The organism is Nocardioides ginsengisoli, from assembly GCF_039537225.1.
Lineage (GTDB): Bacteria > Actinomycetota > Actinomycetes > Propionibacteriales > Nocardioidaceae > Nocardioides > Nocardioides ginsengisoli.
This window is the reverse complement of record NZ_BAABAC010000013.1, coordinates 189,692-208,407: the sequence shown is the minus strand read 5'-3', so window position 1 is coordinate 208,407 and position 18,716 is coordinate 189,692. Positions and strand designations below refer to the sequence as shown.

23 protein-coding genes are annotated in these 18,716 nt (G+C 71.9%); 15 read left to right on the top strand and 8 right to left on the bottom strand.

Going from position 1 to position 18,716, the window contains the following annotated elements:
- Positions 1-9 precede the first annotated feature (9 nt).
- Positions 10-648 carry a VOC family protein gene (locus tag AB4880_RS07510; protein WP_367918590.1) on the bottom strand — a complete coding sequence of 213 codons (639 nt, stop codon included), beginning with the start codon at positions 646-648 and terminating at the stop codon, positions 10-12.
- Between the two features lie 89 nt (positions 649-737).
- Positions 738-1,499: a DUF3109 family protein gene (locus tag AB4880_RS07505; protein WP_367918589.1), complete on the bottom strand. Its 762-nt coding sequence runs from the start codon at positions 1,497-1,499 to the stop codon at positions 738-740.
- Between the two features lie 257 nt (positions 1,500-1,756).
- Between AB4880_RS07505 and AB4880_RS07500 the strand changes: the two genes are divergently transcribed.
- From AB4880_RS07500 to proC, 7 genes are read left to right on the top strand one after another with little or no spacing between them, the layout of a single operon-like run.
- A complete protein-coding gene (locus AB4880_RS07500) occupies positions 1,757-2,695 on the top strand; it encodes a Ppx/GppA family phosphatase (protein WP_367918588.1) in 939 nt (312 codons plus the stop codon).
- Positions 2,692-3,513, top strand: coding sequence for a sugar phosphate isomerase/epimerase family protein (locus tag AB4880_RS07495; RefSeq protein WP_367918587.1), 822 nt, complete (start codon positions 2,692-2,694; stop codon positions 3,511-3,513). The genes AB4880_RS07500 and AB4880_RS07495 overlap by 4 nt, the downstream gene beginning before the upstream one ends.
- The gene (locus AB4880_RS07490; RefSeq protein ID WP_367918586.1) at positions 3,510-4,229 is read left to right on the top strand and encodes an ABC transporter ATP-binding protein; all 720 of its coding nucleotides are present in this window, start codon (positions 3,510-3,512) and stop codon (positions 4,227-4,229) included. The genes AB4880_RS07495 and AB4880_RS07490 overlap by 4 nt, the downstream gene beginning before the upstream one ends.
- Complete coding sequence (locus tag AB4880_RS07485) at positions 4,226-4,960, top strand: ABC transporter permease (protein ID WP_367918585.1); 735 nt, start codon at positions 4,226-4,228, stop codon at positions 4,958-4,960. The genes AB4880_RS07490 and AB4880_RS07485 overlap by 4 nt, the downstream gene beginning before the upstream one ends.
- Positions 4,961-4,983: 23 nt before the next feature.
- Positions 4,984-5,325, top strand: a complete 342-nt coding sequence (locus tag AB4880_RS07480; protein ID WP_367918584.1) for a hypothetical protein — start codon at positions 4,984-4,986, stop codon at positions 5,323-5,325.
- The gene (locus AB4880_RS07475) at positions 5,322-5,480 is read left to right on the top strand and encodes a hypothetical protein (protein ID WP_367918583.1); all 159 of its coding nucleotides are present in this window, start codon (positions 5,322-5,324) and stop codon (positions 5,478-5,480) included. Before AB4880_RS07480 ends, AB4880_RS07475 begins: the two co-directional genes overlap by 4 nt.
- Positions 5,481-5,493: 13 nt before the next feature.
- Entirely contained in the window at positions 5,494-6,297 is an 804-nt protein-coding gene (proC, locus tag AB4880_RS07470; RefSeq protein ID WP_367918582.1) for a pyrroline-5-carboxylate reductase, read from the top strand.
- A gap of 6 nt (positions 6,298-6,303) precedes the next feature.
- Here proC and AB4880_RS07465 read toward each other — a convergent pair whose 3' ends face one another.
- Positions 6,304-6,876 (bottom strand): helix-turn-helix domain-containing protein, encoded by a 573-nt coding sequence (locus tag AB4880_RS07465; protein ID WP_367918581.1) that lies wholly within the window; start codon positions 6,874-6,876, stop codon positions 6,304-6,306.
- A gap of 89 nt (positions 6,877-6,965) precedes the next feature.
- On the opposite strand from AB4880_RS07465, the gene AB4880_RS07460 reads away from it, so the two are divergent.
- The 4 genes from AB4880_RS07460 to AB4880_RS07445 are packed head-to-tail and all read left to right on the top strand — an operon-like array spanning position 6,966 to position 10,786.
- Positions 6,966-7,730 (top strand): SDR family NAD(P)-dependent oxidoreductase, encoded by a 765-nt coding sequence (locus AB4880_RS07460; RefSeq protein ID WP_367918580.1) that lies wholly within the window; start codon positions 6,966-6,968, stop codon positions 7,728-7,730.
- The gene (locus AB4880_RS07455; protein ID WP_367918579.1) at positions 7,727-8,509 is read left to right on the top strand and encodes an SDR family NAD(P)-dependent oxidoreductase; all 783 of its coding nucleotides are present in this window, start codon (positions 7,727-7,729) and stop codon (positions 8,507-8,509) included. Before AB4880_RS07460 ends, AB4880_RS07455 begins: the two co-directional genes overlap by 4 nt.
- Positions 8,510-8,543: 34 nt before the next feature.
- Positions 8,544-9,965, top strand: coding sequence for an APC family permease (locus tag AB4880_RS07450; RefSeq protein WP_367918578.1), 1,422 nt, complete (start codon positions 8,544-8,546; stop codon positions 9,963-9,965).
- Positions 9,962-10,786, top strand: coding sequence for an alpha/beta fold hydrolase (locus tag AB4880_RS07445; protein ID WP_367918577.1), 825 nt, complete (start codon positions 9,962-9,964; stop codon positions 10,784-10,786). Before AB4880_RS07450 ends, AB4880_RS07445 begins: the two co-directional genes overlap by 4 nt.
- Here the strand turns inward: AB4880_RS07445 and AB4880_RS07440 are convergent.
- Together AB4880_RS07440 and trpS are read right to left on the bottom strand one after the other, a co-directional pair.
- Positions 10,783-11,475: an HAD family hydrolase gene (locus AB4880_RS07440; RefSeq protein ID WP_367918576.1), complete on the bottom strand. Its 693-nt coding sequence runs from the start codon at positions 11,473-11,475 to the stop codon at positions 10,783-10,785. The two genes, AB4880_RS07445 and AB4880_RS07440, sit on opposite strands and share 4 nt — an antisense overlap.
- 33 nt (positions 11,476-11,508) lie before the next feature.
- On the bottom strand, positions 11,509-12,465 hold the full coding sequence (gene trpS / locus AB4880_RS07435; protein ID WP_367918575.1) for a tryptophan--tRNA ligase: 957 nt from the start codon (positions 12,463-12,465) through the stop codon (positions 11,509-11,511).
- A gap of 367 nt (positions 12,466-12,832) precedes the next feature.
- Here trpS and AB4880_RS07430 point away from each other — a divergent pair, with 367 nt between their 5' ends.
- From AB4880_RS07430 to AB4880_RS07415, 4 genes are all read left to right on the top strand, one after another.
- Complete coding sequence (locus AB4880_RS07430; RefSeq protein WP_367918574.1) at positions 12,833-13,048, top strand: helix-turn-helix domain-containing protein; 216 nt, start codon at positions 12,833-12,835, stop codon at positions 13,046-13,048.
- A 236-nt stretch (positions 13,049-13,284) separates the two neighbouring features.
- Complete coding sequence (locus AB4880_RS07425) at positions 13,285-13,386, top strand: 30S ribosomal protein bS22 (protein WP_008356322.1); 102 nt, start codon at positions 13,285-13,287, stop codon at positions 13,384-13,386.
- Between the two features lie 76 nt (positions 13,387-13,462).
- Complete coding sequence (locus AB4880_RS07420; RefSeq protein WP_367918573.1) at positions 13,463-14,524, top strand: SDR family oxidoreductase; 1,062 nt, start codon at positions 13,463-13,465, stop codon at positions 14,522-14,524.
- Positions 14,517-15,710, top strand: coding sequence for a lysophospholipid acyltransferase family protein (locus tag AB4880_RS07415; RefSeq protein ID WP_367918572.1), 1,194 nt, complete (start codon positions 14,517-14,519; stop codon positions 15,708-15,710). Before AB4880_RS07420 ends, AB4880_RS07415 begins: the two co-directional genes overlap by 8 nt.
- Before the next feature lie 13 nt (positions 15,711-15,723).
- On the opposite strand, the gene AB4880_RS07410 is transcribed toward AB4880_RS07415, so the two are convergent.
- The 3 genes from AB4880_RS07410 to AB4880_RS07400 all read right to left on the bottom strand — a co-directional run.
- On the bottom strand, positions 15,724-16,869 hold the full coding sequence (locus AB4880_RS07410; RefSeq protein ID WP_367918571.1) for a DUF5667 domain-containing protein: 1,146 nt from the start codon (positions 16,867-16,869) through the stop codon (positions 15,724-15,726).
- Between the two features lie 100 nt (positions 16,870-16,969).
- Positions 16,970-17,773 carry a sigma-70 family RNA polymerase sigma factor gene (locus AB4880_RS07405; protein WP_367918570.1) on the bottom strand — a complete coding sequence of 268 codons (804 nt, stop codon included), beginning with the start codon at positions 17,771-17,773 and terminating at the stop codon, positions 16,970-16,972.
- A gap of 166 nt (positions 17,774-17,939) precedes the next feature.
- On the bottom strand, positions 17,940-18,716 hold a 777-nt coding region (locus AB4880_RS07400), incomplete at its 5' end, for an HAD family hydrolase (protein WP_367918569.1).

Sequence of the window (18,716 nt, the reverse complement as noted above, 5' to 3'; positions counted from 1 at the left end):
CAGTGAGCGTCAGATGCGAACGATGCCGTTGGGGGTCAGCACCTGCGCGGCGAGGATGCCGGGGGTGCCGTGCGGGGCGACCCACTCGACCTTGACGTCCTCGAGCGGCGCCTCGACGGTCTCGCCGAGCCACTCGCTGACGCGCTGCGGGTCACCGGCGATCTCGATGCCGGCCAGCGACACGGTGCCGTCGGCGCCGGTCGACGGGTGCAGGTCGGCCGGGACGTCCCACTGCAGGAAGAAGGGCAGCTGCGGGTCGGCGATGAGGCCGTTGATGCCGATCTGCTTCCAGCGCAGCTCGGTGCCGTCGGGGCGGTGCCGCGAGCCGGGAACGGCCGAGCGACCGAGGCGCTCCTCGACCACCGCGATGTCGGGGACGGCGACCGCCCAGCCGAGCCAGCCGCCGCCGAGGGCGGAGCGGGCCTTCACAGCCTGGCCGAAGGGGGCCTTGTCGGACGCCGGGTGGTCGAGCGCCTCGACGACCTCGAGGTAGGTGCGGTCGGTCAGCGGAAGGATCATGTTGCGCGTGCCGAAGCGGGGGTGCACACCGCCGTCGACGAAGTCGCGCCCGATCGCAGCGCCCAGGCGGGCCGCCGTGCTCTCGAGTCCGTCGGGACCTGCCGCGTAGGAGAGATGATCGAGGCGCATGCCACATTCTGAGCATGTCCTGAGAGCAGTGACGAATCGGGGTCGCTGTCTCTTGATGTCGAGAGGTCTGCGGGTGTGAAAGGTGGGACTCAGCGGGGGTCGGCGGGGTGCAGCGCGAGCGCCGAACGCGAGCGGACGTGGGCCTCGCAGTGCCGCACCAGCTCGTCGTACGCCTCCTGGCCGACGAGCGCGACCAGCTCTGCCTCATTGGTGAGGTAGACCGGCTCGACGGCGACATGGGCCTCGGTGTTGCCCGAGCAGTACCAGTCGAGATCGTGGCCGCCGGCGCCCCAGCCGCGGCGGTCGTACTCGGTGATCGTCACCTCGACGTACGACGTGCCGTCCATCCGCTCGACCTCGCGGAAGGTACGGCGGATCGGCAGCTGCCAGCACACGTCCGGCTTGGTCTCGAGCGGGTTGCGGCCCAGCTCGAGCGCGAGGCCGTGCAGCGCGCAGCCCGCCCCGCCGGCGAAGTCCGGGCGGTTGGCGAAGACGCAGGACCGCTGGCCGGCGACCTCGTGCATGCGGGTCTTGCGCTCGCCGTCCTCGTCCTTCTCGACCCAGTCCTTGCGCTTGACCGGGCGGCCGGGGTGGAACTGCCAGTGCTCCGGCGTGAGCTGCTGGACGAAGCCCTCGACCCGGCGCTCGTCGTCCTTGTCGGCGAAGTGGGCGCCGAGCGTGCAGCAGCCGACGTCGGGGGAGTCGGCGTAGATGCCGGCGCAGCCGTTGCCGAAGATGCAGGTGTAGGACGAGGTGAGCCAGGTCAGGTCGGCCTTGATCACCTCGGTCTCGTCGGCGGGATTGATGAACTCCACCCACGCACGGGGGAAGTCGAGCGAGACCTCGGGCACTGCTCAACTGTAGTGGCCGGGTGGTCGATCGAGCCGTCGGGCGGTCGCGGAACTGCGAGGCAGCGGCGGGAACGGCGGACGACGAGGCGGAGGGAGCGACGAAGGAGCGACCGGAGTCCGAGGAGGCCGGGGTTGGCGCCGCGCCGGCGTCTGGCCGCCGGTCGATCGTCAGGCTCTGCGGCCTCGACCGCGTGCGCGGCAGCGCGGCGGAGCGGAGCGACGACGTGCTCGCGCCGTGCGACTAGTACCTTGGAACCATGCGTCTGGGCGTGCTCGACATCGGCTCGAACACCGGTCACCTCCTCGTGGTCGATGCCCACGGCGGCGCCGCGCCGCTGCCGGCGTACTCCTACAAGGAGCCGCTGCGTCTCGCCGAGCACCTCGACGACGCCGGCGACGTCTCGCCGACGGGCATCGAGGCGCTGACCGCCTTCACCGCGCAGGCCCTGCGGGTCGCGGAGGAGAAGGGCTGCGAGGAGATGCTGTCGTTCGCGACGTCGGCGGTGCGCGACGCGGGCAACTCCGAGGAGGTGCTGGCGCACGTCGAGCGCGAGACCGACGTCCGGATCGAGGTGCTGCCGGGTGAGGACGAGGCGCGGCTGACCTTCCTCGCCGTACGACGCTGGTTCGGCTGGTCCGCGGGGCGGCTGGCGGTGTTCGACATCGGCGGCGGGTCGCTGGAGATCGCGGCCGGGTCCGACGAGCGGCCCGATGTCGCGTGGTCGCTGCCGCTCGGGGCGGCCCGGCTGGCGCGCTCGGAGTTCGGCGCACGGCCCGATGACGAGCAGGTGCGCCAGATCCGGCGCCGGATCCGCACCGAGATCGCCCGTGACGCCGGCCATCTGCTGCGCGCCGGTACGACGCACCGCGCGTCGGCGACGTCCAAGACCTTCCGCTCCCTGGCGCGCATCTGCGGCGCTGCGCCGTCCGGCGACGGCCCGCTGGTGCCGCGGGTGCTGCCGCTCGACGAGCTGCGCGACTGGATCCCCAAGCTGATCGCCATGACGCCCGAGGAGCTCGCGGAGCTGCCCGGCGTCTCGCCGAGCCGCACGCACCAGATCGTTCCCGGCGCGCTGGTGGCCGAGGCCTGCATGGACATCTTCGACCTCTCCGAGCTGGAGATCTGCCCGTGGGCGCTGCGGGAGGGCGTCATCCTCGAGCGGCTCGACAAGCTCAGCGTCACCGACGAGCCATGACGTCCCGGGGGCGGCGCCCGAGAGTCGGGCTCTCCACCAGCTCGGTCTATCCCGAGTCGACCGCCCACGCCTTCGCGTACGCCGCGTCGGTCGGCTACGAGGCCGTCGAGGTGATGGTCGGCATCGACGCGCTCTCGCAGCAGGTCGACGCGGTCCGTCAGCTCTCCGAGCACCACGAGATCCCGATCTGCGCGATCCACGCGCCCTGCCTGCTGTTCACGCAGCGGGTGTGGGGCGTCGAGCCGTGGGGCAAGCTCGAGCGCTCCGCCGAGATGGCCCGCGCGGTGGGGGCGGAGGTGGTCGTCGTGCACCCGCCGTTCCGGTGGCAGCGGGAGTACGCACGCGACTTCGTCAACGGGATCGCCGCCCTGGAGGAGTCGTCGGGCATCTCGTTCGCGGTCGAGAACATGTATCCCTGGCGGGCCTCGCGGCGCCGGCTTGAGATGTACCTCCCCGGCTGGGATCCGTCGGACGAGACCTACGCCAACACCACGATCGACCTGTCCCACGCGGCGATCGCGCAGGACGACCCGATCGCGATGGCCGAGCGGCTCGGCGGGCGGCTGCGCCACATCCACCTCACCGACGGCACCGACTCCGCCAAGGACGAGCACCTGGTCCCGGGCCGAGGCGACATGCGGGCGGCCGACTTCCTCCAGCACCTGGCGGCGTCCGGCTTCGACGGCGAGGTGGTGCTCGAGATCAACACCCGGCGCTGCGCGGACCGTGAGGAGCGGGAGGCCGACCTGCGCGAGTCCCTGGAGTTCGCGATCGAGCACCTGAGCGCCGTACCGGTGGGGGAGGCGGACGGATCGTGACCATCGTCGAGCTCGCCGGGCTGCGCGTCGTCCGCGGCGGACGCGCGGTGCTCGACGGCCTCGACCTGTCCGTCGGTGCGGGCGTCACCGGCCTGCTCGGCCCGTCCGGATGCGGGAAGTCGACGCTGCTGCGCAGTGTCGTCGGCGTCCAGCGGATCGCGGCCGGCACGGTCACCGTGCTCGGCGAGCCCGCCGGCAGCCCGCCGCTGCGCGACCGGGTCGGCTATCAGACCCAGTCCTCCAGCGTGTACGACGACCTGACGGTCCTCGAGAACCTGCGCTTCTTCGCCCGGGTGCTGGGCCTTCCGCCCGCCGCCGCCGACTCCACCGTCGCCGCGGTCGACCTCGGCAGCCACCGCGACGCGGTGGTCGGGCGGCTCAGCGGCGGTCAGCGCTCCCGGGTCGGACTCGCCGTCGCCCTGCTCGGCAACCCCGAGCTGCTGGTGCTCGACGAGCCGACGGTCGGCCTCGATCCCGTGCTGCGACGCGACCTCTGGGCGCTCTTCAACCGGATCGCCGAGGCCGGCACCGCCGTCCTCGTCTCCAGCCACGTGATGGACGAGGCCGAGCGCTGCGACGGCCTGCTGCTCATGCGTGAGGGGCGGATCATCGCCCAGGGCACGCCGGTCGAGATCAAGGCCCGGCAAGGCGCGGCCGACATCGAGACCGCCTTCCTCGCGCTGGTCGAGGGCGTCGACCGGGACGGCGCCGCATGACGCCGCGGGTGACGCTCGCGATCGCCGTCCGCGTGCTGACCCAGCTCCGTCGCGACCACCGGACGCTCGCGATGCTGCTCGTCCTGCCGTGCCTGCTGCAGGTGCTGCTGTGGTGGATCTTCAACGGCAGCCCGCTGGTGTTCGACCGGATCGGGCCGGCCCTGCTGGCGATCTTCCCGTTCTTCGTGATGTTCCTGGTCACCAGCATCACCACGCTGCGCGAGCGCTCGAGCGGCACGTTGGAGCGGCTGTTCACGATGCCGATGGGTCGGCTCGACTTCCTCTGCGGCTATGCGCTGGCGTTCGGGGCGGTGGCCGCGGTGCAGGCGGCGCTCGCGGTGAGCGTGACGCTCGGCCTGCTCGACCTCCACATCAGCGGCCCTGCGGTGCTGCTGGGCGTCGTCGGCGTCGCCGACGCCGTGCTCGGTACGGCGCTGGGGCTGTTCGTGTCGGCCTTCGCGCGCACCGAGTTCCAGGCGGTGCAGTTCCTGCCCGCCGTCGTGGTGCCGCAGATCCTGCTCTGCGGGCTGCTCGTGCCCCGCGACGCGCTGCCGGCGTTCCTGGAGGCGGTCGCGGGTGTGCTGCCGCTCAGCTATGCCGTCGACGCCATGCAGCAGCTCGCGGCGACGACCGCGACCGGCCAGGTGTGGCGCGACGTCGGCATCGTCGCGGCCTTCGCCCTGGGGGCGCTGGCCCTCGGCGCGGCGACCCTCCGTCGCCGTACCGATTGAGGAAGGCCCCTACGTTGGGGCCTGTGCGCGCGGCGGACGGGATCCCGGTCACCGTCGACCACCTGGGCGGGCGGAGCATCCCGGCCGTCTCGGCGTACCGGACCCTCCTCGACCGGCTCTCCGACGCGGGCCTCGCGAGCGGCGCCGACATCATGATCCGGCCGGAGACGCTGGACGACCTGCCCGGCGACGCCCGCAGGATCTGCCTGACGGCGGCACATGCCGGCGCGACGGTGACGCTGGCGCCTGCGGCCGACGTGGACGCGGCTCTGGCGCTGGTGACCGCGCTGCGCCAGGACTTCCGGTCGACCGGGCCTACGTCCGCTGCCTCAAGGTGCTGCTCGGCGGTGAGGGCTACCCGATGATCGCCCCGCACGACCGACGGCTGATCGCGAGCGGCGAGCAGGTGCGGGTCCAGGTCGTCTACGGCAGCGACTGGTTCCGCCATCTCGTGGGGCGACTGGCGGAGCGTCCGGCCAACCTGTCACTGTTTCTCACGTCGTTGATCTCCAAGAAGTGAGCGAGCCAGACCCGTGACTGAGAAGCGGACCGCTGTCATCGGCGCCGGTGTGATGGGGGAGACCCTCCTGTCCGGCCTGATCCGAGCCGGCCGGAGCGCCGACCAGCTCGTCGTCGTCGAGAAGCGACCGGAGCGCGCCGCCGAGCTCGCCGCCAAGTACGGCGTGCAGGTGGTCGACCAGGTCGTCGCGGCCGCCGACGCCGAGACGGTCCTGCTGGTCGTGAAGCCGCAGGACATGGGCGACGTCCTCACCGAGCTCGGCCCGGCCCTGCGCCCCGGCCAGCTGCTCGTCTCGCTCGCCGCCGGCATCACCACCGGTTTCGTCGAGTCGCACGTGCCCGCGGGCGTCGCCGTCGTCCGGGTCATGCCGAACACGCCCGCGCTCGTCGACCAGGGCATGGCCGCGATCTCGCCCGGCACCCACTGCGACGAGAGCCACCTGGTCGAGGCCGAGGCGCTGATGGCCTCGGTCGGCAAGGTCGTCCGGGTGCCGGAGAAGCAGCAGGACGCGGTCACCGCGATCAGCGGCTCCGGCCCGGCCTACATCTTCTTCATCGTGGAGTCGATGATCGAGGCCGGCGTGCACCTCGGCCTGCCCCGTACCATCGCCCAGGAGCTCGTCGTCCAGACCCTCGTCGGGTCGGCCACCATGCTGCAGGAGACCGGCGAGCACCCGGCGGTGCTGCGCGAGCAGGTCACCTCGCCCGGCGGCACCACCGCGGCCGCGCTGCGCGAGCTGGAGATCCACCGGGTGCGGGCGGCGTTCCTGGCCGCGCTCGAGGCGGCACGCGACCGCTCGCAGGAGCTGGGCAGCTGAGCCGGGTCACCAGGCCGGAGGCGTGTTGACGTGAAGGGTGACCGAGTCGCCGGCTAGGGCCTCCCAGCGATGGGGGCTCTCGCTGCTGTGCCAGATGCTGTCGCCCTCCGCGAGCTCGTGCACCTCGCCGGCGACGAAGTAGCGCACCTGGCCGGAGACGACGAAGACGATCTCCTCGCCGGCGTGGCTGAAGGCCTCGAACCGGCCGCTGCCCGCCTCGGTCCGGTACAGGGTCGCCTGGAGTGCGGCGCCTGCGCGGGGGATGAGGGTCTCGGCGCGCGCCTGCAGTCCACCATTGGCCTCGGCCTGCAGGGCGGGACCCTCGCCGCTGCGCACCACGAGGGGCTTGGGGCCGGTCTCGCGCTGGAGGAGATCGACGATCTCGATATTCCAGAAGCCGGCGATCTTGCGCAGGTTGTCGACGGTCACGCCCGTCTGCCCGCGCTCGAGGCGGCTGAGGAAGGACTCGGTGAGGCCCACGCCTCGCGCGAGGTCCGCGAGGGACTGCCCGTGCGACTGGCGCAGCCCGCGGATCCGTCGTCCGAGCTCGATGGCGTCCTCGTCGTCATGGCCGGTCACTGCACCAGTATCGCCCCACTTGAGCCGAATGCAAAAAGATTGAATGCAGGGTCTTGATCCACATGCAAGTTCCTTGCATGATGTGCAACATGAAGCGATTCGACGGCCAGGTCGCCCTGGTCACGGGAGGCGCGTCCGGCATCGGTCGCGCGAGCGCCGAACGACTGGTCGGCGAGGGCGCGCGGGTCTGGGTCCTCGACCGCGACGGGACGCAGGCGCAGGCCGTCGCCGACGAGCTGCGCGCGGCCGGAGGGTCCGCCGAGGGCGCCGCGCTCGACGTCACCGACGCCGACGCCTTCGCCGGTCTCACCGACGAGATCCTCGGCCGCGAGGGGCGCATCGACGTCCTGGTCAACAACGCGGGCGTGACGCTGGCCGGAGCGGTGTGGGAGACGACCTCCGCGGACTGGGCCCAGGTGATCGGCGTCAACCTCACCGGGGTGTTCCACGGGATCAGGGCGGTCTTCCCGGCGATGATCAAGGCCGGTCGCGGCGCGATCGTGAGCACGTCGTCGGACGCCGGACTCGTCGGCTGGCCCGGGCAGGCGGCCTACTGCGCGAGCAAGAGCGGCGTGCTCGGACTGACCCGGGCATCGGCGATGGACGGCGCCGCCCACGGCGTCCGGGTCAATGCCGTCTGCCCCGGATTCACCCGCACGCCCTTGGTCGAACGATGGATCGCCGAGCGTCCCGACCCCGCCGAGGCGCTGCGGGAGATCGCGGCCGAGCAGCCGCTGGGCCGGGTCGCAGACCCGTCGGAGATCGCGGCCGCGATCGCCTTCCTCGCCTCCGACGAGGCGGGATTCATCACGGGTGTCGCGTTCCCGGTCGACGGCGGGGTCACCGCGCGATGAGCCACGAGCATCCCCGGGAAGGGTCACGCCTCGACGGCAAGGTCGCTCTTGTCACGGGAGCGGCGCAGGGCATCGGCGCCGCGGTCGCCGGACTCTTCCTCGCCGAGGGCGCCCGGGTCGTCGGGGTCGACCTCAACGGCGAGCGGCTGCGGGACGCCTGGCCGGACCGGGACGCCGGCCGGATGCTCACCGTCGCGGCCGACGTCTCCGTCGAGCAGGACGTCGTTCGCGCGGTGTCGGCGGCGACCGACGCCTTCGGGACGGTCGACGTCCTGGTCAACGTCGCCGGTGTCGCCGGACCTCAGTCAGCCGCGGGCGACACGCCGGTCGAGGACTGGGACCACACCCAGGCGGTCAACCTGCGCGGGACCTTCCTGACTGTGAAGCACTGTCTTCCCCACCTCGTCGAGCGGCAGGGATCCATCGTCAACATCGCGTCGGCGCTCGCGCTGGTGGGATGGCCGCAGGAGGCGGCGTACGGCCCGTCGAAGGCGGGGGTGGTGCAGTTCACCCGCGGCGTCGCACTCGACTACGCGCCGTACGTGCGGTCCAACTGCGTCTGTCCGGGCGCCGTCCGCACGCCCATGATCACGGCGGTGCTCGAGGGTCACCCCGACCCCGAGCAGGCTCTCGCCGAGTACGGCTCCATCCATCCCCTCACCGGTCGGCTCGCCGAGCCGATGGAGATCGCTCGGGCGGTCCTGTTCCTCGCGTCGGACGACGCCTCGTTCGTCACCGGCGTCGCCTTGCCGGTCGACGGCGGATTCACCGCTGCCTGAGATCTCGCGCAGCCTCCACGAAAGGGCTTCACGCATGTCTGCCAAGGATGAGTCCCACGCCGGCCTGCCCAGTGGCGCGCTCGGCGTCGTCGGCATCGTCGTCATGTCAGCCGTCCTCATGGGACCGGCCATCTCGCTGTTCTTCAACAGTCCGGTCATGGCCGCCACCGCCGGCGCCGCACTGCCGCTCGCGTTCCTGGCGTCCATGGTCGGGATCCTGTTCACCGCCTACGCGGTGGCCCAGTACGCCGCGAAGATCGCCTCGGCCGGCTCCTTCTACGGATTCGTCCAGCGCGCCGCCGGCTCCCGCCTCGGCTTTCTGGTCGGTTGGTCGACCTTCGGGGCGTACTTCGGCGCGACCATCGGCGGCGGCCTCATCACGGGTGCCTTCCTGTCCTCGATCGTCGAGGCCGACTTCGGCGTCAGCGTCTCCTACTTCTGGTGTGCGTCGGTCGTCTTCGTGCTGACGGTCGCGCTCTCGATCCGCGGGATCAAGCTCTCCGAGCGCTTCAGCATCGTGATGCTGGCCATCGAGCTGGTCGCGATCGCGGTCGTCATCGGCGCGATCTTCGTCCACGGCGGGGCGGAGGGCTTCAGTGCCGCGCCGCTGGATCTCGGCGACAGCAGCCTCTCCGGGATCCGGCTCGCGATGGTGTTCGGCGTCTTGTCGTTCGTCGGCTTCGAGATCTCGGCGACCCTGGCCGAGGAGACCCGCAACCCGCTGCGGAGCGTGCCGATCGCCGTCCTGGGATGCACCGTCGTCGTCGGCCTGATCTATATCGTCGGCAGCTATGCCGTGGTGATCGGCTACGGCCCGTCCCACATCGACCAGCTCGCCAGTGACGCGTCGTCCTTCGACACGCTCGCCCGCCAGTACGCCGGCCCGATCCGCCCGCTGGTCGACCTGATCCTCATCAACTCCCTCATCGGCGCGGAGATCGCGGTGGTCAACAGCTTCGCGCGGGTGGCGTTCGCGTTGGGGCGCGAAGGCGTCATTCCCGCCGCGTTCGGCTCGATGAGCCGGCGCCACCGCACGCCGCACGTCGCCCTCATCGCGGGCGGAGTCGCCGGCGTGACGGTCACGCTGCTGCTGTCGCTCAGCGGCGTCGACGGGCTGACGGCGTACACCTATGTGTCGACTCCCGCGAGCCTGCTGCTCATCCTGGTCTTCATCGCGTCGAACCTGTGCCTGGCGCGCTTCTACCGGCGCCAGCACCACCACGAGTTCCGTGTGCTCAAGCACGTCGTCGTCCCCGTCGCCGGTTCGCTGGTGCTCGTGATCCCGTTGGCGGCGCAGTTCTATCCCGCGCCTCCGGCTCCGCTGAACCAGCTCCCGCTCTACGCTGCGGCCTGGATCGTCATCGGGGTGGTGCTCCTCGTGGTCAACCGCCGCCGCATCGACGCGCTCGACGCCCCGTTCAGTGCGGAGGACCAGCCCGAGGAGGCAACCCGATGACCACGCGCCACCACCAGCTGCCGGACGGCACGCGACTCGCCTACACCGAGGCCGGTCAGGGGCGCCCCGTCGTCCTGCTCCACGGCGTGCTCGGGTCGCGCCGCTTCTACGAGCGCAACGTCGACGCGCTCGCGCAGCGGTTCCACGTGTTCGCCCTCGACTTCCGCGGCCACGGCGACTCGAGCGACAGCCAAGGCGGCAACACCGTCGCGCAGTACGCGCTCGATCTCGAGCACTTCCTGCACAGCCACGATCTCGACGGCGCCGTCGCCGTCGGCTGGTCGATGGGCAACTTCGTGATCTGGGAGTACCTGTCCCAGTTCGCGGGCTCGAGCCGCATCGCCGCTCAGATCTGCGTCTCCCAGGGGCCGATGGACCTGAAGGCGGACGGATGGGAGCACGGCTTCACCGACCGCCTCGGCCTGCGCGACCTGATCCGGTCGGCGCAGGGCGACTACCGCGCCGTCTGTGCCGAGGTCGCGACGATCTTCACCAAGGAGCTGCCGTCGGAGGCGGACCAGGCGTGGATGGTCGAGGAGGAGCTCAAGGTGCTCCCCAACACCGCCGCCTGCATCCTGGCGGACCAGACCCAGCGCGACTATCGAACCGTCATCCCCGACCTCACCGTCCCGGTCCTCGCCGTGTGGGGGCGCGACGAGAAGTGCCTGCCCGTCGCGGCCGGCGTCTGGGTCGCCGACAGCGCGAAGGACGCCGAGCTGGTCGTCTTCGAGGACAGCGGGCACATGCCGATGTGGGAGGAAGCCGATCGCTTCAACCGGCTCGCGACCGACTGGATCGACGCGCTCGACCCCCAGGTCTAGGCGACCTCGGACAGCCCGCGCACCGCTGTCACGCGCACGCCCGCCCGGCGCGCGTCGTAGCGGCCGTAGCGGTCGAGCAGCCGGGCCTGCAGCCCGGCCCGCTGCGCGCCGACGACGTCGTGCCGCAGTGAGTCGCCGACCATGAGCGTCGCCGCGGGGTCGGCGCCGAGCGCCGCGCAGGCGGTCAGGTAGGAGCGCGGGTCGGGCTTGGCCGCGGGCAGTGCGGACGAGGCGAACACCGGCACGTCGTCGCGCAGCAGGCCGGTGCGCCGCATCTTCTCGGTCTGGATGGCGAGCTCGCCGTTGGTGAGGACGCCGACCGGCAATCCCGCCCGCCGCGCCCGCTCGATCGCGGCCGCGGCGTCGTCGAACGCCCGCCAGGACGCGCGGTAGTAGCCGAGGAAGCCGGCGTAGACGTCGTCGGCGAGCGCGTCGTCGGCGAGGTCCCAGCTCGGCAGGAAGTCACGGATCCGCGCCCGCCGGTGCTCGACGTAGGTGATCTCGCCGCGCTGGGCGCGCTCGTAGTGGCGCGCCTCCAGCGTGAACCAGCGCTCCACGTGCTCCTCGAGATCGGACGCCGTCTCGGCCACCCCGAGGCTGGTGAGCCAGGCCCGCAGGCCGCGATCGGCCGCGCCGCGGTGATCGACCAGCGTGTCGTCCAGGTCGAGGAGCAGGGCCCGGAACGTCATGGACCGCAGTCTGCCAGCGCCCGCCGACACCGCTCACAGGCCCATGGCGGCCCGGGCGGCGGCCAGGACCGGCGCGGTCACCTCCCGGCAGTGCTCGGCGCCGCGGCGATAGACCTCGTGGACGTACGACGGGTCGGCGGCGAGGTCGGCGTACCGCTTGCGGATCGGGTCGAGCTCGGCGACGACGGCGTCGGTGACCGCCGACTTGAGCGCGCCGTAGGTCGTGACGCCGTCGGGCGAGCCGCCGCAGGCGACCAGGATCTCCAGCAGGTTGGTGACGCCCGGCTTGGCCTCCCGGTCGGCGCGCACCGCGTCGGGCCCGGTGTCGGAGTCGGTGACGGCCCGCGCGATCTTGCGTCGTACGACGTCGGGCGGGTCGAGCAGCGCGATCGAGCCGGCGTCGGCGCCGGACTTGCTCATCTTGCTGGTGGGGTCGGCGAGGTCCATCACCCGAGCACCCGCCGGCGGGACGGTGATCTCGGGGACGGCGAAGACCTCGCCGTAGGTCGTGTTGAAGCGGAGCGCGAGGTCGCGGGCGAGCTCGATGTGCTGGCGCTGGTCGTCGCCGACCGGGACCTGCTCGGCGCCGTACAGCAGGATGTCGGCGGCCATCAGCACCGGATAGGTCGACAGCGAGACGCGCACCGACTCCTGGCGCCGCGACTTCTCCTTGAACTGGATCATGCGGCCCAGCTCGCCCGTCGTGGCGACGCACTCCAGCAGGTAGGACAGCGCGGTGTGGGTCGGCACCTGGCTCTGCCGGAAGAGCGTGGCCCGGTCGAGGCCGACGGCGAGCAGGAGCGTGCTCTGCTCGGCGATCGCGGTGCGGAGCGCGTCGGGGGAGCGCGGCGTGGTGAGCGCGTGCAGGTCGGAGAGGCCGTAGAAGCACTCGGCGTCGTCCTGGGCGGCGCGCATCGGGCGCAGGGCGCCGAGCAGGTTGCCGAGGGTGAGGCGTCCGCTCGGGGTGAGCAGGGAGAGGCGTCGGGACATGTGGAGCTCCTGGGACGAGGGCCCACGGGCGGCCGCGCACGGTCGCTCTCGGAGAAGCAGAACGGCCGCCCGTGGGCGGCCGGTGAGAGGTGTGTCGAGGAGGCGGCCGCCGTCAGGCGCGCCACCAGCAGAAGGTCATCGGGATCGACACGCCCTCAGCGTACGACGGGCTTGGTCGGCCGTGGCAGCGTGGATGCATGGCCTATCGCGAACCAGTCTCGGTCAAGGCGACACGCCGGGGCCTCAAAAGTTTCACTGAGCAATCTCTTCCCCATGCGTCACATCTGGCCCTATTCTCACGCAGAGGCGTCCGCAGGGTTCACAGCTGGGGAAGGCGGTGACGGACGCGCAGAAAGCGTGGTCAGTCATGGCTCCTACGTCGCGCGAGCGCACCGAGTCCCTTCCGGACCCCAAGTTCCTCACCATCGCCGAGGTCGCCGCGGTCATGCGCGTCTCGAAGATGACCGTCTACCGCCTCGTCCACAACGGCGACCTGCCGGCGGTCCGCGTCGGCCGCTCGTTCCGGGTGACCGAGGACGACGTCAACGAGTACCTGCGCAAGTCCTTCTACTCCGCGGGCTGAGGCACTTCCTGACGAAAACCTGCGCTTCCTGGCCGTTGCAACCGTCAGGAAGCGCAGGAATCCCCGCTGAAGCGGGGATTCCGACGCGGGTCCGCGGGTGCGATCTTCGTCCCATCTCCTGCGCTGATTCACCGCGGTCACGCGGTGGCGGATAGGCTGACCCGGTGCTCCGGGGTCTACCCGGTGCGTCGTACGTCCGCCGAGCGCCTCTGCTCGGCGATCTGGAGAGGTTCCACGTGGGTTCTGTCATCAAGAAGCGCCGCAAGCGCATGGCGAAGAAGAAGCACCGCAAGCTGCTGAAGAAGACGCGCGTTCAGCGTCGCAAGCTCGGCAAGTAGCCCGAGCCGCTCGGGGCGGAATCGCCGTGCCGGCGCGCTGCTGCGCGCGCCGGCCTGATCCGAGGAGTCGGTAGAGATGGGCGCCGGACGCACGGTCCTCGTCACCGGGGTCTCTCGTGACCTCGGGCGCACGCTTGCGCGCACGCTTGCCACCGACCCCGGGATCGACCGCGTCATCGGCGTCGACGTCGTACCCCCACGGGGCGACCTCGGCGACGTGACGTTCGTGCGCGCCGACATCCGCAACCCGGTCATCGCGAAGGTCATCGCGAAGGAGGACGTCGACACCGTCGTCCACATGAGCGTGATCGCGACCCCAGGCTCCGCCGGTGCCCGCGGCACCATGAAGGAGCTCAACGTCATCGGGACGATGCAGCTCCTCGCGGCCTGCCAGAAGGCCGAGGGGGTGCGCACCCTCGTGGTGAAGTCCTCGACGACGGCCTACGGCGCCAGCAGCCGCGACCCCGCCATGTTCACCGAGGACATGGAGCCGCGGCGTCCCCCGCGCTCGGGCTATGCCAAGGACGTCGCCGAGGTCGAGCAGTACGTGCGCGGCTTCGCGCGCCGCCGTCCCGACGTCAACGTGACGCTGCTGCGGTGCGCCAATGTCGCCGGCCCACGCGTGGTCAGCCCGGTGATGTCGTACTTCCGGCTCCCGGTCATCCCGACCGTGCTCGGCTTCGACCCGCGGCTGCAGTTCCTGCACGAGACCGACCTCTACCGGGTGCTGCGGCACGCCGTCCAGGCCGACCGCCCGGGCACCTTCAATATCGCCGGCGACGGCCTCCTCATGCTCTCCCAGGCGCTGCGCCGGGCCGGACGGACCACCGTCCCGGTGCCCGGCTTCGCCTTCGGCGGCATCGGCTCGGCCCTCAAGTCGGCGCGGGTCGCCGACCTCTCGCCCGAGCTGGTCGCCTTCTTGACCTACGGGCGCGGGGTCGACACGACCCGGATGCGCACCGAGCTCGGCTTCGAGCCGCGCTACACCACGGCCGACGCGTTCGCGGAGTTCGCCGCGACGCTGCCGCCCGGCGGCCGCCGGGTCGAGCGGGTGCTCGACGCGCTGGCCGACCACCTCCCGCCGGTCAGCGACGACCGTCCCGCCCAGCTCACCGTCGCTGGAGGCCACGATGGCTGACGCCGAGATCATCCCGATCGGCACCCGCGGCCAGCCCGGCCGCGGCACGGGCAAGCGGCCCTCGGCCGCCGCCCGCGGGCTCGCGCCCAAGACGACCACCCCGCCGCGCAAGGCGCCGGCGACGAAGGCCGCCGAGCCGAAGCCGACCGCCGAGCCGAAGCCGGCCGCCGAGCGGCCCGCCGACGACGCCCCGGTGATCGAGACCGCGGCGGTCGACGACGTCCCCGCGGTGCCGGCCGAGAGCGCCCCGGCGCCCGCCCGCACCGACGAGCGCGGCGCCGGCCCGCTCGCCGGGATCCCGGTCGGCGACTGGCTGGCCGCCTTCCAGCACGCCAGCAAGGAGCTCTTCGGCGACCAGTGGGAGCCCCAGCTGGCCCGCTTCCTGGCGTTCCTGCGCCGCCGCGTCACCGGTGAGTACGTCGTCGACGAGTACGGCTTCGACGCCGAGGTCACTGAGCGCTTCTTCATGGCCGCGCTGCGCCCGATCGCGCAGAAGTGGTTCCGGATCGAGGTCCGCGGCGTCGAGAACATCCCGGCCGAGGGCGGCGCCCTGGTCGTCTCCAACCACTCCGGCACGATCCCGGTCGACGGCCTGATGACGATGGTCTCGATCCACGACCACGCGGGCCGCTACCTGCGCCCGCTCGGCGCCGACCTGGTCTTCCGGTTGCCCGTCGTCGGCACCCTCGCCCGCAAGGGCGGCGCCACCTTGGCCTGCAACGAGGACGCCGAGCGGATGCTGCGCGGCGGTGAGCTGGTCGGCGTGTGGCCCGAGGGCTTCAAGGGCATCGGCAAGCCGTTCGCCGACCGCTACAAGCTGCAGCGCTTCGGCCGCGGCGGCTTCGTTTCCGCGGCGCTGCGCACCGGTGTCCCGATCATTCCGCTGTCGGTGGTCGGCGCCGAGGAGATCTACCCGCTGGTCGGCAACATCCCGTCCCTGGCCCGCCTGCTCGGCGTGCCCTACATCCCGATCACGCCGCTCTTCCCGTGGCTCGGCCCGCTCGGCCTGGTGCCGCTGCCGTCGAAGTGGCTGCTCGAGTTCGGCGAGCCGATCCGCACCGACGAGTACGACGCCGGCGCGGCCGAGGACCCGATGCTGGTCTTCAATGTGACCGACCAGGTGCGCGAGACGATCCAGCAGACGCTCTACAGCCTGCTGATGCAGCGCGAGTCCGTCTTCCGCTGACCCGCCTGGTCGGCTACTTGGGCGTGGTGCCGAGCAGCCCGCCGAGCACACCGCTGACACCGTCGATCAGCGTGCCGGTGAGCGACGGGGGAGGCGTGGTCGAGCCGTCGGTCGGCTTCGAGCCGCCGGTCTTGCCGCCACCGGTGAGGCCGCCGACGCCGTTGGTGATGCCCTTGACCGTGTTGCCGAGGGTGCCGCCGATGGTGCCCGGGGACGGCGTGCCGCCCGGCGTCGGGACGTCGATCGGCGGGACGAGCGGAGCGTCGGTGGCGCCGTCGGCCGGCGGGGTCGGCTGCTGGCCCTGCGGCTTGGCGGGCTTCTTCGGCGCAGTGATGTCGGAGACCGACGCGGGGCCGGGGACGTCGCCGCTCAGCAGGTCCGCGCTCAGCGGCTGCAGGGCGAAGGTCGGCATCTCGGTGACCGCGCCGTCGGCGCAGCTCGGGCAGGCCTCCCAGGCGGAGGCGTCGATCTGCTTGATGGTCTGGCTCGCGGTGATGAGCATCGGGCGGCTGGCGGCGGGGGCGATCGGGCCCAGGCCGCCGAGGCGGTCCATGCTGTCGCGGGCGAAGGCGCGCAGGTCGGCGATCAGCTCGGCCTTGCCGGTCGTGCCGTAGTCGTCGAGCGAGAACTCGGAGGCCTGGTTGGCCTGGTCGGCGAAGTCCTGCAGCGTCGCGTTGATCGCGTCGGCGTCGGCGCCGCGGGCGGTGAGCGCCTCGGCCTCGTCGAGCCGGGACTCGGCGTGCGCGATGAGCGTGTCGGCCTTCGACGCGTCGTCGGACTGCAGGTTGGTCTGGGCGTTCTCGAGCGCCCGCTTGACCGGGTAGAGGACGTCGCCGGGCAGGGCGTCCTGCGAGGCCATCGCCATCGAGCCGGTGGCGGCGACGACGGCGAAGCCGCCGATGACCGCGGCGAGACGACGCTCGCGGGCGCCCCGGCGCTGCCGCGGCGTGAGCCGGGCGGCGAGGTCGCTGTCGGCGCGGGCCGGCTCACGCTCGGCGGCCGCGACCAGCTGGGTGCGCAGCGAGGCGACGAACTCGGGACGGGCCTCGACCGGCGGCAGCGCGCGCAGCGACGCCACGACCTCGAGCAGGTCGGCGTACGCCTGGCTGTCTCCGGTGCGACCGGAGAGCAGCTCGTCGAACTCCTCAGCCCCGCGCATCACAACGTCCGTCCTCGTGTCTGGTTCCTGCGAAGATCCAACGACGTGAGGGTCCCGCTGGTTACGGTCCGATCGGACGGAGCCGCATAGTCACGATTGATCATCGCAGCCCCTCCGGCATCAGCTTGGCGAGGTTGCGCACGCCACGGAGCTGGAGCTGCTTGATCGCGCCGTCGCTGCGGCCCAGGGCGGCCGCCGTCTCGGCGATGCTCATCCCCTGCAGGAAGCGCATGATGAGGCAGTCGCGCTGCTCGTTGGGGAGCTTGGTGAGCGACTCGAGCAGGATCTCGTTGGTGAGGCTGGCGAGGACGGCGTTCTCAGGGCCCTCGGTCGCGTCGTCGTGCTGGCCCATGTCCTCGGTCGTCATCTCCAGGCGGGTGCGGCCCGCCTTGAAGTGGTCGGTGGCGAGGTTGCGGGCGATGGTCATCAGCCAGGCGCCGAAGTCCTTGCCCTGCCAGCGGAAGGACGACATGTTGCGCAGCGCGCGGAAGAAGGTCTCGGAGCAGAGGTCCTCGGCGACGACGACCGAGCGGGTCCGGTAGTAGAGGAACCGGTAGACTGACGGCTGGTAGTGGTCGTAGAGCTGCCCGAACGCCTCGGCGTCGCCGCCGCGGGCGAGCTCGACGAGGGCGATCAGCCGCTCGCGGGCCTCGGGGGAGTCCTCGGAGGAGGTGGCGAGCGTGGCGTCGCCGTATCCCTCGGCGGGGGAGCGCTCGTAGCCGTCGTCCTCGACCTGGGCCTCGCTGAGCAGCCAGCCCTCGGCGCGGTGGGACGAGGGGCCGGCCGCGAAGGCGCCGGCGCCGGCGCCGGCGAGCGCGGGAGTCAGGGCAGGGGTCAGCGCGGCGAGAACGGCGGCGCGCAGGGCGTACAGCCCACGCGCGACGTCATAGCGCTGCCCGGTCATGCCGGTCCCCTCCCTCTTGCCCCCTCGCGGGATACTACGGCCGATCCTGGCGCACGGGTAGCAGAATCGGTGAACCCGTCATCACAGGGTGGACACCGGGTGGACACGGGTGGACCCGCGACCCTACTCGGCGGTAGGGAGAGGGCGTCCGGCGTCACCGTCGGGGTCAGAGGTGCTTGCCGACCTGGCGCTTGATGACCGCTCCGGCGACCGCGGCCCCCGTGGCGGCGGAGCCGACGATGAGCCCGGCGCGGGCCGCCTTGCGCCCGGTGCGGTAGTCGCGGATCCGCCAGCCCGCCGCGCGGGCGTGCGCGCGCAGCTTGGCGTCGGGGTTGATGGCGCACGGGTCGCCGACCAGGCTCAGCATCGGCAGGTCGTTGTAGGAGTCGCTGTAGGCCGAGCACAGGGAGAGGTCGAGGTCCTCCCGGTCGGCGATCGCCTGGACCGCCACCGCCTTGGCCGGGCCGTGCAGCATGTCGCCGACGAGCTTGCCGGTGTAGACGCCGTCGACGTGCTCGGCGACGGTGCCCAGGGCGCCGGTGAGTCCGAGCCGGCGGGCGATCAGGCTGGCGATCTCGATCGGCGCGGCGGTGACCAGCCAGACCCGCTGGCCCTGGTCGAGGTGCATCTGGGCGAGCGCGCGGGTGCCCGGCCAGATCCGGTGTGCCATCGCCTCGTCGAAGATCTCCTCGCCGACCTCCTCGAGCTCCTGCACGGTGTGGCCGGCGATGAAGGCGAGCGCGGAGTTGCGGGCCTCGGCGACGTGCTCGGGGTCCTCGACGCCGACGACGCGGAAGTAGGCCTGCTTGTAGGCCGCGCCGAGGATGTCGCGGGTGGTGAAGAACTTGCGCCGGTAGAGGCCCCGCGCCAGGTGGAAGATGCTCGCGCCCTGCATCACCGTGTTGTCGACGTCGAAGAACGCCGCGGCCCGGGTGTCGGCGGG

Bases quoted from the DNA above. Each gene is read 5' to 3' on its own strand.
- AB4880_RS07510 (WP_367918590.1), bottom strand. From the start codon at position 648: ATGCGCCTCGATCATCTCTCCTACGCGGCAGGTCCCGACGGACTCGAG.
- AB4880_RS07500 (WP_367918588.1), top strand. From the start codon at position 1,757: ATGCGTCTGGGCGTGCTCGACATCGGCTCGAACACCGGTCACCTCCTC.
- AB4880_RS07495 (WP_367918587.1), top strand. From the start codon at position 2,692: ATGACGTCCCGGGGGCGGCGCCCGAGAGTCGGGCTCTCCACCAGCTCG.
- AB4880_RS07485 (WP_367918585.1), top strand. From the start codon at position 4,226: ATGACGCCGCGGGTGACGCTCGCGATCGCCGTCCGCGTGCTGACCCAG.
- AB4880_RS07475 (WP_367918583.1), top strand. From the start codon at position 5,322: ATGATCGCCCCGCACGACCGACGGCTGATCGCGAGCGGCGAGCAGGTG.
- AB4880_RS07460 (WP_367918580.1), top strand. From the start codon at position 6,966: ATGAAGCGATTCGACGGCCAGGTCGCCCTGGTCACGGGAGGCGCGTCC.
- AB4880_RS07455 (WP_367918579.1), top strand. From the start codon at position 7,727: ATGAGCCACGAGCATCCCCGGGAAGGGTCACGCCTCGACGGCAAGGTC.
- AB4880_RS07450 (WP_367918578.1), top strand. From the start codon at position 8,544: ATGTCTGCCAAGGATGAGTCCCACGCCGGCCTGCCCAGTGGCGCGCTC.
- AB4880_RS07445 (WP_367918577.1), top strand. From the start codon at position 9,962: ATGACCACGCGCCACCACCAGCTGCCGGACGGCACGCGACTCGCCTAC.
- AB4880_RS07440 (WP_367918576.1), bottom strand. From the start codon at position 11,475: ATGACGTTCCGGGCCCTGCTCCTCGACCTGGACGACACGCTGGTCGAT.
- trpS (WP_367918575.1), bottom strand. From the start codon at position 12,465: ATGTCCCGACGCCTCTCCCTGCTCACCCCGAGCGGACGCCTCACCCTC.
- AB4880_RS07430 (WP_367918574.1), top strand. From the start codon at position 12,833: ATGGCTCCTACGTCGCGCGAGCGCACCGAGTCCCTTCCGGACCCCAAG.
- AB4880_RS07420 (WP_367918573.1), top strand. From the start codon at position 13,463: ATGGGCGCCGGACGCACGGTCCTCGTCACCGGGGTCTCTCGTGACCTC.
- AB4880_RS07415 (WP_367918572.1), top strand. From the start codon at position 14,517: ATGGCTGACGCCGAGATCATCCCGATCGGCACCCGCGGCCAGCCCGGC.
- AB4880_RS07410 (WP_367918571.1), bottom strand. From the start codon at position 16,869: ATGCGCGGGGCTGAGGAGTTCGACGAGCTGCTCTCCGGTCGCACCGGA.
- AB4880_RS07405 (WP_367918570.1), bottom strand. From the start codon at position 17,773: ATGACCGGGCAGCGCTATGACGTCGCGCGTGGGCTGTACGCCCTGCGC.